We start from the raw sequence: 14,471 nt of genomic DNA on the forward strand, positions 1-14,471 counted from the left end.
ATGAAAAACACTCAAAACACTACTGCACCTGAATATAGAATATGGACATCAGCTAATATTGTTACCATTGCACGCGTTGTCCTTGTTCCCATCTGGGCTCTTTTAGCGTCTTATGTATGGAACAATAATGTTTTGTGCTTGATACCTTGTGATGCTATGGCGCAAACAACCCAGCAGCCTGGTGCGTGTTCGTGTTTTGACCTTGGCTCACTTATAGTGTTTCTTGTGTTTGTCATTTTGTCATTAAGCGATAAACTCGATGGTTACCTTGCACGAAGTCGTAATGAGATTACGGTTTTCGGTAAATTTTTAGATCCTATTGCAGATAAAATTTTAGTTGTGACTGCACTCATCTTTTTACTGGAAAAATCTGTTTATCCTGCCTGGATGCTCATGGTAATTGTAAGCCGCGAATTTTTGATTTCTGCGCTTCGTATGCTTGTTGCTTCCCGTGGTGTTGTGGTAGCGGCATCTGGTCTTGGGAAAGCAAAAACAGCCCTCACTTTAGTGGCAATCTGTGCACTTTTACTGCGACCTTGCTTGCCTTGGGCCAATATCCAAATAGTCATTCAGTCTATTGGTCTTTTTGAATTGCTTCTTGCTGTTGCCCTTACGGTTTTGTCGGGAATTGATTATGTAGTAAAGTCCTGGAGTGTGATAACAGATGACAAAAGCTCTTAAACAGTGCAGCTATGATCAAAATTCACAACTGGGCACTCTTGTACCTTATGTGGCTTTAGAAGCGTCCGCATTACCTGATAACTATAGACAGATTCATGAATCATCGTATCAAGCTATGCTTGAGCCCTTTGTGGGAATTTCACAAGATCTAACTGATGTGGCTTCTCAAGTCCTTGAAAAACTTAATCAAGCAGGATTAACCATGAGTACCGCAGAATCATGCACGGGCGGCATGATTTCAACAGTTCTTACAGCCGTTCCTGGCTCATCTTCGTGCTTCTTAGGTTCATGCGTTAGTTATGCCATCCCAATCAAAAAACGGATTTTGGGGGTGTCGTCAACGCTGCTTGATACTAAGTCCTTAGGTGCTGTTTCTTCGTTTTGCGCACTTCAAATGGCTTTAGGCGTTCGTAAAAAGTTTTTAAGCGATGTAAGTGTGTCAGTTACTGGTATTGCAGGACCTGGTGGAGAAGAGCCTCATAAGCCCGTTGGTACCGTTTGGATTTGTGCAAGCTCTGCTTGGCATACTACCTTGCGCTGCATTCATGCCAAAGGCACCAGATTTGCAGTACGTGCATATACCACAAAGGTTGCTCTCTCTATGATGTCTGATGTGCTTGATGAATATCTTGGTGCACAAGCAGCTCATGCTTGTTCCAAATTACAATAAGCGACTGATTGTGTTTTAAGCTGCACATCTGTTGTGCTTGTGTTCTGTATTGAGTGATATTTTGTGTTTGTGTTCATAGTACTGTATGGATTTGTCGGCCGAAGGGTGGCTATTCTCTAATCGTGCAAGTTAGCGCCAAGTTATGTGCATGTTTTGTTGAGTATTATAAAACTGTAATTGACATAGAACGCATGTTCGTTATATACTGTCGGATAAATCGATATAAGGAGAAGCCATGAGCAAAACCAAGCAAGTTTCACGTGAGATACATGCAAAAACCTATGGCGAAGAACGCGATAAACAGCTGGAAACCACTACAGCTGAAATTGAAAAGCGTTTTGGTAAAGGCTCTATTATGAAGTATGGGGATTCGGGTCCAGATCTCGAGGTTGAAGCTATACCAACAGGCGCGCTTTCTTTGGATGTTGCTTTGGGTATCGGCGGAGTTCCTCGCGGTCGTATTATAGAAATTTACGGTCCTGAGTCATCGGGTAAAACGACACTATCTCTTGAAATTCTTGCTGAGGCTCAAGCTTTAGGTGGCGTTGTTGCATTTATCGACGCAGAGCATGCGCTCGACCCTAATTATGCTGCACGTATAGGTGTTGATATTGATGAAGTATTAATATCGCAACCCGATACCGGCGAGCAGGCATTAGAGATTTGTGACATGTTAGTACGCTCAGGTGCTATTGATGTTGTTGTTGTCGACTCCGTTGCTGCGTTAGTTCCGCGCGCCGAAATTGAAGGTGAGATAGGGGAGACAACCGTAGGTCTTCAAGCTCGCTTAATGAGTCAGGCATTGCGCAAATTAGCTGGTTCTTTATCTAAATCAAAAACCACCTGTATTTTCATCAATCAGTTACGTGAAAAGATTGGTGTTATGTTTGGTAATCCTGAAACCACTCCTGGTGGACGTGCACTTAAGTTTTTCTCCTCCGTACGCTTGGACATTCGTCGTGTTGAAACGCTTAAAAAGAATAACGATATGATTGGCAACCGTGTGCGCGTAAAGGTTGTAAAAAATAAAGTTGCTCCTCCATTTAAGCAAGCAGAATTTGACATTATGTATGGCACGGGCATTTCTAAAGAGGGAACCGTTTTGGACATGGCTGTAGAACTTGGTATTGTTCAAAAAAGTGGTGCATGGTTTAACTATGGAGAACAGCGCTTAGGTCAGGGTCGCGAAGCTGTTAAGGAATTTCTTGTACAAAATCCCGATCTTGTTGAAGAGCTTACCAATAAAGTTAAAGTTGCCTGCGGCTTAGAGTTTGCTGACGATGACGTTGCGCCTGCTCCTGTGGAAGCTGCGCCTGCAGAGAAGTAAATTATTGCTTTAAGTTTTCAGAATGTGCAAAGTATCATTGAAGTGAAAAGAGTTTGACGTGTGCACAGATAACGGTACATGGAAATACAATGTCGAATTTCCAAAACTAACCTGTGATACCTTGAATGCTCGATTAGCGAAAAAGCGTGCAAACGTTATTGTTTCTCAACCAAATGGTGCTGAGGTTAAGTTTTCAGTGCCAGTAGCAGTGGGTCGTAAGCTTTGCACGCTTGCTCGTAACAAGCTATGTTCATTTTCTTCAGAGGAAGAGCTTAGAACAAAGATTGACCTGCTTTCTCGTAACATGCTTCATCAGCTCCTAGAAACAGCTCTCAACAAGCGTGATTATTCATATTATGAACTTAAAGAAAAATTTATTCGTTTAGGGTATTCAAGTAGCTTAGTGCAAGAGATTCTCGATCATGCTCAAGAAGTTGGTTTAATAGATGACCTTCGCTTTGCACGTATTTTTGTTCAACAAAAGCATGCTAGTGGCTGGGGACCAAAGAAAATCTCGTTAGAACTCAGAAGGCGCGGAATAGATTCTTCGATCATTGATCAAGCATGTGCTGCTTATGGACTTGAAGAAGACGAATTTCAAACTGCTTGGCGCATCTGTCAACATAAAGTTTTTCATGCTCGTGATCCCTATGCTCAGATAGTCCGCTTTGTTTGTTCAAAAGGATTTTCTCCTTCGATTGCTTATAAAGTTGCCAAGCGTTTATTGTCTTGTGACAAAGATGAATAGGAATGCATATAAGCATGTTTTACCATGTAGTATCAAAAGTATTGGCTTAGTAAAACGCTCACGGTACTACGTGTGTGCTCATTAGAGGTAATCTGCAATCTTTCAAGGGGTCTCGTTGAACTAAATGTTCAATTTGACCCCTCTCATTGACTTTTTTACACGCTTTGTTGGTACTTTAACACTTGTATAACCAGCTACACATTGCATTTAGTCTCAAAGGTTAAGCTTTAAGAAGCCAAGCGGCACGCATCTTTCATGGCATGTACAAATTTCCCAACATGCCCAGGAGCATCTTGTTGGTAGTGACCAACCATTTTTACGATAGCAGATCCTACAATTACTCCATCGGCTAATCGAGCCATGTCTTCTGCCGCCTTAGGGGTAGAGATACCAAATCCAATAGCACAGGGAAGGTTTGTATTTTTCCTAATAAGTGCAATCATGTCGGCTAAGTTATTTGAAAATTGACTCCGTTCGCCTGTTACACCCAAGCTTGAGACCACGTAGATAAAACCTTGTGCACCTTGAGCAATACGCTCAATTCTATCTTTTGATGTAGGAGCAACTAAAGAGATGAGCGCAATCCCGTATTTTTTGCAATCGGGCAAAAATTCATTGCGTTCCTCAAAAGGTACATCGGGCAGAATGATTCCCGCAATTCCTGCTTCTTTGCAACGCTGCATAAATCGCGTGGAGCCGTAGGAAAAAACAACATTCGCATAGGTCATAAAAACAAGTGGCACATGGACGAGTGGTGCCTGCGTAGGCGCGCCTTTATCTGGGCATGTAGTAAGAGATTGTACAAAGTCAAATATATCGTCGGTGGTAATACCTGTTTTAAGTGCGCGTATATTTGCTTCTTGAATGATGGGACCTTCTGCGCAGGGATCTGAGAACGGAATACCTAATTCAATGAGATCGGCTCCTTGCGACTGCATTTCAAGAATAAGGGCACGTGTTGTATCAAGATCGGGATCTCCGCAGGTAATAAAGGGGATAAACGCTTTATGACCATTCTTTATATCTGACGCATTTGAATAGGTGGCACAATCATTTGAGCGTTCGTGTGCATCTATATCTGGCTTTTTAATTTCGCCTTCATCATGAGATTGATTTCTTGCATTCTGTGAGTTTGTAAAACCAAACGCTTCGGCAATTCTAGACATATTATTCATCGATCTGCTCTCCTCTAAAACGCGCAACTGACGCACAGTCTTTATCTCCTCGGCCTGATATAGTTACCACTAAAATTTTATCTTTGCTCATTTGACCTGCTATCTTTTTGGCATATGCTACTGCATGTGCCGACTCAATGGCAGGAATAATTCCTTCCATCTTTGACAAATATTCAAAGCTGTCAACTGCTTCGTCGTCGGTAATAGACACATATTCACTTCTACCAATATCGTGCAGATACGCATGCTCAGGCCCAATTCCGGGGTAGTCAAGACCTGCTGAAATTGAATATACAGGTGCTATTTGACCATAGTCATTCTGACAAAAATAAGATTTCATGCCGTGAAAAATTCCTAAACTCCCCGTTGCAATCGTGGCAGCCGTATCCTTAGTTTTAACTCCTCTACCCGCGGCCTCACACCCAATAAGACGTACACTTTTATCGCCTATAAAGTGATAGAACGAACCCATCGCATTAGAGCCTCCCCCTACGCATGCAATCACAGCATCGGGTAGGTGCCCTTCACGTTCAAGCATTTGTGTTTTGATTTCAGAGGAAATGACTGCTTGAAAATCACGAACCATAGTAGGGAAGGGATGTGGCCCCATAACTGACCCTAAGCAGTAATGCGTGTCGCTAATCCGCCTTGTCCATTCGCGCAAGGCTTCATTCACGGCGTCCTTAAGCGTTGCAGTACCGGTATCAACGGGATGCACCTTTGCACCTAAAAGACGCATTTTATACACATTAAGAGCTTGGCGCTCGGTGTCAGCTCGACCCATAAATATTTCGCACTCCATGCCAAAAAGCGCAGCGGCAGTGGCAGTTGCCACACCATGTTGTCCAGCTCCTGTTTCGGCAATGAGTCTCGTTTTACCCATTTTCTGAGCAAGAAGGGCTTGACCAAGCACGTTATTAATTTTGTGTGCGCCTGTATGATTGAGATCTTCTCGCTTGAGATAGATCTTAGCTCCACCCAAATCTTGAGTCATCTTCTTTGCGTAGTAAAGAAGGGAGGGACGATTAGCATACTCATTGAGAAGCTTCGTGAGTTCACGGGTAAAGACGGGATCATTCTTGTAGTGATTGTAGGCACTTTCAAGCTCAATCACTGCGTTCATAAGTGTCTCGGGGATATATTGACCTCCATGTACACCAAATCGACCTGCTTGATTATCCATGTTGCACCTCTTTCTTAGACGCTTTGTCTGCATTAACCACCGCGGTACAAAACGTGTTCATTTTTGATTCACTTTTATGACCTTGTTCTTCCACGCCCGAACTTACATCTACTGCATAAGGGTGAAGTAACGTAATGGCTTCTGTTACATTTTGGGAATTAAGCCCACCAGCTAGGAAGTAAGGACGTGTCATCGCCTGCGCAGATGTCCAGTTAAAACACTTTCCATCTCCTGCTCCGGCATCAAGGAGTACATAATCTGCTCCGCTTTGTTGAGCTTTTGCTACATCGTCAGCACTTGTTATACGAAAAGCTTGGATACAGGGCTTGTCAGTGAGCTTGCGCAAACGTGCTATATAATTTTCGTCTTCAACACCGTGTAGTTGGCATATATCGCAAACACCACTGTTTAAACAATGAGCTACCACATCCACAGCTTCATTAACAAAAACTCCTACCGTAGCAGGTGCTATTTTATGTTTATTGGCGCATACACACAGAAGTTGTTTGCGCGAAGTTTTTGCTTGTTCAAAAGTTATTGCGCGTCTGGACCCACGTGCAAAAACAAATCCCACGTACGAGCAGGGAAGAGTGGCTACCACTTGGATGTCTTGAGCTGTTCTGAGGCCACAAATTTTAATTCTAGTCATAACTTATAGTTCCTATCCCTCAATCGTTTAAGCATTATTGTGACCTTGCATATTTTGGGGTAATAAGGATTTGAGCTCACAAAGCTTTTGCTTCTTATCTTTTGCGCGCATCAAAGCCTCGCCAATAAGCACTGCATCAGCCTGCGCGTCAAATGCTTGCCGCACATCTTGAGCTTGCGTGATTCCACTTTCACTTACAAGAAGAACACCATCTGGTACAGCTTGAGCAAGTTGAGCTGTACACTGCGTATTAACGCTAAAATCGTGTAAATTTCGGTTATTGATACCTATAATTCTTGCGCCAGCAAAGCATGCCTGCTCTATTTCGTCACGTGTATGTGCTTCTACAAGCGCGCTTAATCCCAGTGAGTAACAAAGCTTGAGATAATCGCCCAGCGTGTGATCGTCTAAAAGTGCACAGATCAAAAGCACTGCACTGGCACCTAAAACCTTTGCTTCATAGATCATATAATCATCGATGATAAAATCTTTTCTCAGAACCGGTAACGTCTGTGCGCGTACCACATCTGCCAGATATTCTTCAGACCCTAAAAAGCGCGTGCGCTCGGTGAGCACCGAGATAGCATCTGCCCCTGCTTCTTCATAATCTTGCGCAATTTCTGTATGGTTAAACTCAGGTGCAATAAGTCCGCGAGAGGGGCTTGCACGTTTAACTTCACAAATAAACGAAAGCCCAGGTTGCGCGCACGCTGCATAAAAAGGAAATGAAAATTTTCCTTCTTTTTGATTGAGTAGTTCTGCGTCAGCTATCTCAAGCGCCCTTTGAGCTATCTCTTTATAACTTTTCCCTGGACATGATTTTCTAACCTTTACCTGAGCTTGCGAAGACTTCGCTAATTCCTCCAATATAGACATAGCTACCTCGAACTTTCTTCAGATTGGGCACTTTCCTCTAAAGCATAGGTATTGCTCAGACGTACAAATTTATCCAAAAGTGCTCGTGCAGCTCCGCTGTCGATAAGCATTTCAGCTTGTCGTACACCCTCTTCAATACTTGAAGTTTTACCTGCAACATAGAGTGCAGCTCCTGCATTAAGGACTGCAGCGTTTCGATAATGTCCTTGTTTACCTGCTAAAATATCACGAGTAATTTGTGCGTTCTCCTCTGGATTGCCTCCCTCAAGATCTTCTTTTTTACAGAAAGAAAAACCAAACTCTAAAGGCGAGATCTCATAGGTTGTAAACTCACCATGCTTAAGCTCACAAACACGTGTTGGAGCTGAGAGCGAAATTTCGTCTAAGCAATCGGTTCCGTAAACAACAAGCGCACGTGTCAGACCTAAATTTTTAAGCACCGCAGCTAGTGGCTCTAATAAACGCTCATCATACACACCTAAAAGCTGCATACGAGGATGCGCAGGATTTGTCAGGGGTCCTAAGATATTAAAAACTGTTCGTACCCCAAGTTCTTTACGAATAGGAGCTACGTACTTCATCGAGGGGTGATAACTTTGAGCAAAAAGAAAGCACATGCCCACCTCATCGAGTAGCTTTTTGCAGGTAGCAGGCGTTTGTTTAATAGTAACTCCAAGAGCTTCAAGCACATCGGCCGCTCCACAAAGCGAACTCGCAGCTCGATTGCCATGTTTAGCAACTTTGACGCCAGCTGACGCTACAATCAGTGCAGCCGTTGTTGAGATATTAAAACTTTTTGACTTGTCTCCACCCGTTCCAACGATTTCAAGAACTGCCTCATCATAGGGAACTGCCGTAGCACATTCACGCATAGCCTGGGCACATCCACAAATTTCGTCAATCGTTTCAGCATGGGTACTTTTGGTAGATAACGCAGCAAGAAAAGCAGCATTTTGTGTCTGTGTAGTTTTCCCCTGCATAATTTCTTTCATAACCTTGTAAGCTTCGTCATAGCTTAAGTCCTGTTTGTCTACGATTTTCTTAATTGCTTCACTAATCATGATTTGCTCCTTTGTGTGCGATGCTAATAAAATTGTTCAATATCGTGTATCCATCTGGTGTCATGATTGACTCTGGATGAAATTGCACGCCATATATTGGTAAATTCTTGTGCATAACAGCCATAATCTCGCCATCTTCTGCTCGCGCGCAGATTTTAAGAGGGGAAGGAAAACACCTATCTTCCACGGCAAGGGAATGATAGCGTGCTACATCGATCTTTTTGGGAAGATCTTTAAAGAGCGGACAACTTAAATCAAGTTCAATATGAGATTGTTTGCCATGCATAAGCTTTTTTGCATGAACAATCTTTGCGCCAAATGCTTCACAGATTGCTTGATGACCTAAGCACACGCCTAGTATAGGGGTCTTATCGTTGAGCTTTTGAATAAGCTCTTCGCAAATACCTGCATCTTTTGGAGCCCCCGGTCCTGGCGAGATAATAATTGAAGAAAAATGCTCGCGTAGAATATCCTCAACCTTGACTTCATCATTTCTTATCACGCGTATCTGTGGGTCGATAGAACCAATAAGCTGGTAAAGATTGAACGAAAAACTGTCATAGTTATCGATAAGTAAATTCATATTCGCTCCTTTCGTGATGCCCAAAGAGTTAATTTTGCAATTGTAACGACGCGCTCAGGTGAGTTCGCGCATATTCTCATCATCTATGTGAAGTGCTGCAAGCGAGCTTCTGGCTTTGTTCATGCACTCCTCATACTCTTTTTCTGGCTGCGAATCAGCTACAATTCCTGCACCTGTTTGCACATATACTTCACCGTTTTTTGTATATAACAAGCGAATTCCTATACAGGTGTCCATGTTCCCCGAAAAATCAAGGTAGCCAAGGGCGCCTCCATATATTCCGCGCCGTGTTTTTTCAAGTTGAGCAATAAGCCTACACGCCGAAATTTTAGGAGCTCCGCTTAACGTTCCTGCAGGCATCGTTGCAACAATTGCATCAAGTGCATCTTTATCAGGGGAAATGCAACCACGTACAGCTGATCCTAGATGCATTACATGAGAAAATCTCTCAATACTATGCAAGCGTTCTACGCATACGCTTCCAAACGTGCTCACTTTTCCAAGATCATTGCGGCCCAGATCAACGAGCATATTATGTTCGGCAAGTTCTTTTTCGTCATGTAACAGTTGCTTTTCTTGCTGTTTGTCTTCAAATGCATTCCGTCCGCGCCGTCTTGTACCAGCAAGGGGATAGGTGTGAAGCACTCCATCTTGGAGTTGTACAAGCGTTTCTGGTGAAGACCCTGCAATTTCTAGATCGTCGCCCGAAAAGTAGAACATGTAAGGAGATGGATTGATAGCCTTAAGCTCTTCGTAGGTATCAAGCAAACTGCCATGATATGCTGCTGAAATTTTATTAGAGAGCACAATTTGAAATATATCTCCGTCCATGATATGCTCCTGCGCGCGTACAACCATTTCGCAAAATGACTTTTTACTGTGCTGTATGTGAAGCTCACCTGTTAGGCTTCCTGCCTCAATATAAGCAGGTTTACCTCTTGTAATGAGTTGCTCTAATTGTTCAATTTTAAGAAGCGCTTTGTTATAACTTGTTTTCAGGTTTTTAAGTTCCACCTGCGCCGTAAGAAGAATTTTGTTTTGTAGATGGTCAAAAGTAATAAGTTGATCAAAAAGCATGAGATCAACGTCTCTAAATTGCTCATCTATATACTTATCTGCACAAATAGATTTTTCTTGATAGCCAAGATACTCAAATGAAAAATACCCAACTAAACCCCCGCAAAAAGGAGGAAATTCAGGTACCTTATATGAGCTATGCTCATGCAAAATTTGACGAATGTAGAAATTGGGATCATCGGTCAAAAAATCCACATCGCCTATGTGCATGTGGCCTTGTTGACAATAAATTTCAAGCGTAGGGTCAAAACCCAAAAAAGAGTAACGCCCACGGTTACCATGCTGAGCTGATTCAAGTAAATAACAATGTGTTGATATCCCTTTAAGCACACGTAACACCTGAGTAGGCGTGTAATTGTGCATAGGGAGCGCATAAACAAGGGGTACTTGTTTGTAGCGAGCCTCGTCTTTGAGGCGCATGAGCTGCGCAAAACTTAAGTTTGCAGCAAGTGGCTGTGCTTCCATAAAATTCCTCCTCCACAGTCTATGGTCTATGGGGGAGTAAAACAAACTTGAGCACAACCCGAAGCACGTGCATTTACGTTGCGCTGACAACAAACGCTCATCCACAGATTGAAGCGGTGAGCAAATTTGTTAAAAAAATACGCCCCCAACAGAAACTACGTTCTATCAAGGACGAACTTCTTAGCTTTTATGCACGTATGCAAAAAGATAAAAATCCGCGGTGCCACCTTGAATTCGCGCATGCGCTTAAGCTCTGCGCGCACTTAAAGAATACCATCATATTCCCGACAACTTACGCGTGTCTGACGTCACAGAATACTCTAGAGCCAAGATGTAAAACCAACAACTCTATTTGACTGTGCCCTCAGCGGTCCATTTGACAATTTGTTTCCAGCCTGATTCTCAGCATCGCAGACTCTCTGTATGGGCTTAAATTGCCGTTATCTCCGCATCAACGGTTTAGGTGCTATTCGATTGAATCATATTAAAGACCCTGTTAGTGTTTTCGTCAACTAGTTTTCCAAATGGTAACAATTACGCTTTTGCGTACTAACATATATACGTTAAGTAATGGTTTGGGAGGACCGTTTACAGCGTCATGAAACTAGGCTAAACCTCTACCGAGCAACAATCTTCATGTGAATGGATTTTTTTCGCGTTTTTCCTACAACACCACTCATATATTGACATCACCTCCATATAACCGTACTATTAGAGAGTCTTTTGAGATATTTCTCGCAGGTCACTATGACTGCGCTAACTTTGTTCGATTTGTTTTGATTATTAAATGCTGCCTTTTAACTGCAGTTTTATTATGTTTCGAATACGTGCTCTAGGCGAGATATGCCTCAAATGGCGGGCTCCGTTACGGATTCCTGAACTCATATTATTTTCATTTGAGGAGTTTATATGGATCATATAGTTTTATTAGTTGTAGTAGGTCTGGTCTGCTTTGTTGCTGCAGCCTTGTGCGTTTATGCGTATCTCACTCATGTAGGTACTTCCAAGCTCGAACAGGTTAAACGTGACATTTCAACAGCAGAACAAAACGCCAATCGTATTATTCGCGACGCTGAACGCGAAGCAAAAACTACCAAGAAAACTGCGCTTGTAGAAGCAAAAGAAGAAATTTATCAGCTCAAACAAAAAGCAGAATCCGAAGAGAAGCAGCGCAAGCGTGACTTGCAATCTATGGAAAATCGCATCATGCAGCGTGAAGAAACGCTTGATAGAAGAAGCGAAACCCTCGATAAGAAAGAACATCAACTTTCTAGCCTGCAAGGTCAGCTTGATCGCAAGAAACACGATGTAGATGAGTTGTTTGTAAAACAAACTACAGAATTAGAGAGAATCTCAACGCTCACACGTGATGAAGCTCACAATGAGTTGTTGCAAAAAGTTCGTGAAAGCACGCTTAAAGAAGAAGCTCAGATTATCCGTGATTCCGAAGCCCGTATTAAGTTTCAAACAGATAAAATGGCACGCGAGATCATCTCTGTTGCAATTCAGCGTTGTGCTGCTGACCAAGCTGGTGAAATTACAGTAACTACCGTTCACATACCATCAGACGATCTAAAAGGTCGTATTATTGGTCGTGAAGGTCGCAACATTAGAACATTTGAACAGATTTCTGGTGTTTCTCTTGTTATCGACGACACACCCGAAACTGTTGTTCTTTCTAGTTTTAGTCCCGTTCGCCGCGAAATTGCACGTGTTACTCTAGAGAATTTAATTGCCGATGGCCGCATTCATCCTGCGCGTATTGAAGAGATGTTTAAAAAAGCTCAAGCTCAGGTTCGCGAGCAGGTGCAAGAAGCCGGCGAGCAAGCTGCATTTGATGTAGGTATTCATGATATGCACCCCGAGCTTATGCGCGTGTTAGGTGCACTTAAATACCGTACGTCGTTTGGTCAAAATGTTTTGCAGCACTGTGTTCAAGTTGGAATTTTGTGCGGCATTATGGCTTCGGAACTTGGCTTTGAAACAGGTCCTGCAAAGCGTGCTGGTTTATTACATGATATTGGTAAAGCTATAGATCACGAAGTTGAAGGACCACACGCTGTGATTGGTGCTGAGCTTTGCAGACGCTATGGTGAAAAGCCCGAAGTTGTGCATGCCGTTGAAGCTCACCATGCGGACATTGAACCTAAAACTGTACTCGATGTCCTTGTACAAGCTGCAGACGCTATTTCTGCTGCACGTCCAGGCGCTCGTCGTGAGTCGGCTGAAAATTACATTAAACGCCTTGAAAAACTTGAAGAGATTTCTAACGCGCATGAAGGTGTTGCTCGTACCTATGCTATGCAAGCAGGTAGAGAGCTCCATGTTATGGTTGAGCCCGAAAAAATCTCCGATGCTGCAGCTACTGTTCTTGCTCATGATATTGCAAAACAAATTGAAGAAGAGATGGAGTATCCCGGACAGGTTCGCGTGGTTGTTATTCGTGAATCACGTGCATATGATATTGCAAAATAAAATTTGGCGCGGCGCATCTGCCGCGCCACTTTTTTCTTACTTTTTACATCTATACCTGCTCATATGTCAAAAAACGTTGTGAAAACTGAGTGTTATTATGAGTGAATCACATAAAGATATGAAAGATTTTCTCGATAGCGTAGCCCCACAAAGCAATCTTCGTGTTGAAGAAAAGCTCGGATGTGGTTTTGTTCGCCTTCGTATTAGAGAAGCAGAGCGCAGGCAGGCACAACAGGATATCCGTTGCGTAGAAGATATTGTTATTGAGCTTCTTCGTAACAGTCGTGATGCTGGTGCTCATCATATTTTTGTTGCCACCACCAAGCAGGATACTATACGCACCATAACTGTTTTAGATGACGGGGTGGGCATTCCGCTATCCATGCATGACAAGATTTTTGAAGCACGTGTTACCTCCAAGCTCGATAGCGTTCACAGTGACCACTGGGGGATTCATGGTAGAGGAATGGCACTTTACGCCATCAAAGAGCACGCACAACAAGCTTATGTTGCATCTTCGCTGCCAGGTCTTGGCACGGCTCTTGTTGTACGTGTTGACACCGATAAGGTTACCGAAAAGCGAGATCAATCAAGTCGGCCGCTCTATCATGCACTTAAACAAGATTCGGGCGATACCCAACCTCAAACTCAAATAAAACAAGCGGTGACATCTGATTTTGAACTGGTGGGACCGCATAATATTATCCGAACCTGCTGTGATTTTGCCCTTCGCGAGTCAAAAAATTGTGAAGTATATTTAGGAACGCCTACCGAAATCATCGCCACGCTCTATGCATTAGTCTCTAAACGCACAGATGTACAAGACTTTTTGTTTGCTGATAGTTTAGATTCTCTTCCTATTATTGACCGTTTTTTTGCAGCAAGCGACTCCCACGAGCTTATGAATGTAGCGCACCATTGCGCCCTTGAAGTATCAGAACGAAATATACACCGCATTTTATCTGGGCAGATTAAGCCAGTAAAATCACTTTGTTCGTATTTTCGGAAAACTCATCAAAGTACGCCTGCTCCTGTTAATATCTATGACACCAAACGAGCGGTGCACTTAACACCTGAGGATAAAGCGACGTTTGCGCGCAATTTGTCATCAACATTTGATAAACTTGCGCAAAAATACTACATTGGCTTAGTACGTGAGCCGTCAATCGTTATGCGGAATAATAAAATTATCGTTACGTTTGACTACGACGAATCAGATTTCGTATAATTTTGAAATATATCGTGCATTACCTGCTTAAATTCGCTAAACTACTATACGTGTGTTTATAGTTTATCTGATGTATAAATGGAGTCTCATCTATGGAATTTCTTAAGATCTCAACCAAATCGTCTCCTGCTTCTATTGCGGGCGCCATAGCAGGCATGGTAAAAGATGGTGTTCCTGTAAATCTGCAGGCAGTTGGTGCGGGAGCTGTTAATCAAGCAATTAAAGCAGTTGCAATTGCACGAGGTTTTTTAATTCCTGTTGGTCTAGATATTT

Annotated in this window: 14 protein-coding genes; 7 read left to right on the forward strand and 7 right to left on the reverse strand. The window is 42.8% G+C overall.

Annotation, left to right across the window (positions count from 1 at the left end; genetic code table 11):
• The 4 genes from pgsA to AC5GD6_RS02910 all read left to right on the forward strand — a co-directional run bounded on the left by pgsA (position 1) and on the right by AC5GD6_RS02910 (position 3,426).
• On the forward strand, positions 1-681 hold the full coding sequence (pgsA, locus tag AC5GD6_RS02895) for a CDP-diacylglycerol--glycerol-3-phosphate 3-phosphatidyltransferase (RefSeq protein WP_464361066.1): 681 nt from the start codon (positions 1-3) through the stop codon (positions 679-681).
• Positions 665-1,351 (forward strand): CinA family protein, encoded by a 687-nt coding sequence (locus tag AC5GD6_RS02900; protein ID WP_491846191.1) that lies wholly within the window; start codon positions 665-667, stop codon positions 1,349-1,351. Before pgsA ends, AC5GD6_RS02900 begins: the two co-directional genes overlap by 17 nt.
• A gap of 235 nt (positions 1,352-1,586) precedes the next feature.
• Entirely contained in the window at positions 1,587-2,678 is a 1,092-nt protein-coding gene (gene recA / locus AC5GD6_RS02905) for a recombinase RecA (RefSeq protein WP_311444117.1), read from the forward strand.
• A 58-nt stretch (positions 2,679-2,736) separates the two neighbouring features.
• Entirely contained in the window at positions 2,737-3,426 is a 690-nt protein-coding gene (locus AC5GD6_RS02910; RefSeq protein WP_311430881.1) for a regulatory protein RecX, read from the forward strand.
• Between the two features lie 227 nt (positions 3,427-3,653).
• Here AC5GD6_RS02910 and trpA read toward each other — a convergent pair whose 3' ends face one another.
• From trpA to AC5GD6_RS02945, 7 genes are read right to left on the reverse strand one after another with little or no spacing between them, the layout of a single operon-like run.
• Complete coding sequence (gene trpA, locus AC5GD6_RS02915; RefSeq protein ID WP_311430880.1) at positions 3,654-4,601, reverse strand: tryptophan synthase subunit alpha; 948 nt, start codon at positions 4,599-4,601, stop codon at positions 3,654-3,656.
• The gene (trpB, locus tag AC5GD6_RS02920; RefSeq protein WP_491846192.1) at positions 4,594-5,784 is read right to left on the reverse strand and encodes a tryptophan synthase subunit beta; all 1,191 of its coding nucleotides are present in this window, start codon (positions 5,782-5,784) and stop codon (positions 4,594-4,596) included. The genes trpA and trpB overlap by 8 nt, the downstream gene beginning before the upstream one ends.
• Positions 5,777-6,433, reverse strand: coding sequence for a phosphoribosylanthranilate isomerase (locus AC5GD6_RS02925; RefSeq protein WP_311430878.1), 657 nt, complete (start codon positions 6,431-6,433; stop codon positions 5,777-5,779). Before AC5GD6_RS02925 ends, trpB begins: the two co-directional genes overlap by 8 nt.
• Before the next feature lie 27 nt (positions 6,434-6,460).
• Positions 6,461-7,309, reverse strand: coding sequence for an indole-3-glycerol phosphate synthase TrpC (gene trpC, locus AC5GD6_RS02930; protein ID WP_491846193.1), 849 nt, complete (start codon positions 7,307-7,309; stop codon positions 6,461-6,463).
• A gap of 2 nt (positions 7,310-7,311) precedes the next feature.
• The gene (trpD, locus tag AC5GD6_RS02935; RefSeq protein WP_491846194.1) at positions 7,312-8,370 is read right to left on the reverse strand and encodes an anthranilate phosphoribosyltransferase; all 1,059 of its coding nucleotides are present in this window, start codon (positions 8,368-8,370) and stop codon (positions 7,312-7,314) included.
• Positions 8,363-8,953 (reverse strand): anthranilate synthase component II, encoded by a 591-nt coding sequence (locus AC5GD6_RS02940; RefSeq protein ID WP_491846195.1) that lies wholly within the window; start codon positions 8,951-8,953, stop codon positions 8,363-8,365. The genes trpD and AC5GD6_RS02940 overlap by 8 nt, the downstream gene beginning before the upstream one ends.
• A gap of 54 nt (positions 8,954-9,007) precedes the next feature.
• Positions 9,008-10,495 carry an anthranilate synthase component I family protein gene (locus AC5GD6_RS02945; protein ID WP_491846196.1) on the reverse strand — a complete coding sequence of 496 codons (1,488 nt, stop codon included), beginning with the start codon at positions 10,493-10,495 and terminating at the stop codon, positions 9,008-9,010.
• 909 nt (positions 10,496-11,404) lie between these two features.
• On the opposite strand from AC5GD6_RS02945, the gene rny reads away from it, so the two are divergent.
• The 3 genes from rny to AC5GD6_RS02960 all read left to right on the forward strand — a co-directional run.
• The gene (gene rny, locus AC5GD6_RS02950) at positions 11,405-12,970 is read left to right on the forward strand and encodes a ribonuclease Y (protein ID WP_061102485.1); all 1,566 of its coding nucleotides are present in this window, start codon (positions 11,405-11,407) and stop codon (positions 12,968-12,970) included.
• A gap of 97 nt (positions 12,971-13,067) precedes the next feature.
• Positions 13,068-14,198: an ATP-binding protein gene (locus AC5GD6_RS02955; protein ID WP_303870312.1), complete on the forward strand. Its 1,131-nt coding sequence runs from the start codon at positions 13,068-13,070 to the stop codon at positions 14,196-14,198.
• A gap of 92 nt (positions 14,199-14,290) precedes the next feature.
• Positions 14,291-14,471: stage V sporulation protein S (locus AC5GD6_RS02960; RefSeq protein ID WP_491846197.1), on the forward strand; the 181-nt coding region annotated here is incomplete at its 3' end.

Source organism: Fannyhessea sp. (assembly GCF_986145555.1).

Coding starts and splice junctions, on each gene's coding strand:
- pgsA (WP_464361066.1), top strand. CDS start 1: ATGAAAAACACTCAAAACACTACTGCACCTGAATATAGAATATGGACA.
- AC5GD6_RS02900 (WP_491846191.1), top strand. CDS start 665: ATGACAAAAGCTCTTAAACAGTGCAGCTATGATCAAAATTCACAACTG.
- recA (WP_311444117.1), top strand. CDS start 1,587: ATGAGCAAAACCAAGCAAGTTTCACGTGAGATACATGCAAAAACCTAT.
- trpA (WP_311430880.1), bottom strand. CDS start 4,601: ATGAATAATATGTCTAGAATTGCCGAAGCGTTTGGTTTTACAAACTCA.
- trpB (WP_491846192.1), bottom strand. CDS start 5,784: ATGGATAATCAAGCAGGTCGATTTGGTGTACATGGAGGTCAATATATC.
- AC5GD6_RS02925 (WP_311430878.1), bottom strand. CDS start 6,433: ATGACTAGAATTAAAATTTGTGGCCTCAGAACAGCTCAAGACATCCAA.
- trpC (WP_491846193.1), bottom strand. CDS start 7,309: ATGTCTATATTGGAGGAATTAGCGAAGTCTTCGCAAGCTCAGGTAAAG.
- trpD (WP_491846194.1), bottom strand. CDS start 8,370: ATGATTAGTGAAGCAATTAAGAAAATCGTAGACAAACAGGACTTAAGC.
- AC5GD6_RS02940 (WP_491846195.1), bottom strand. CDS start 8,953: ATGAATTTACTTATCGATAACTATGACAGTTTTTCGTTCAATCTTTAC.
- AC5GD6_RS02945 (WP_491846196.1), bottom strand. CDS start 10,495: ATGGAAGCACAGCCACTTGCTGCAAACTTAAGTTTTGCGCAGCTCATG.
- rny (WP_061102485.1), top strand. CDS start 11,405: ATGGATCATATAGTTTTATTAGTTGTAGTAGGTCTGGTCTGCTTTGTT.
- AC5GD6_RS02955 (WP_303870312.1), top strand. CDS start 13,068: ATGAGTGAATCACATAAAGATATGAAAGATTTTCTCGATAGCGTAGCC.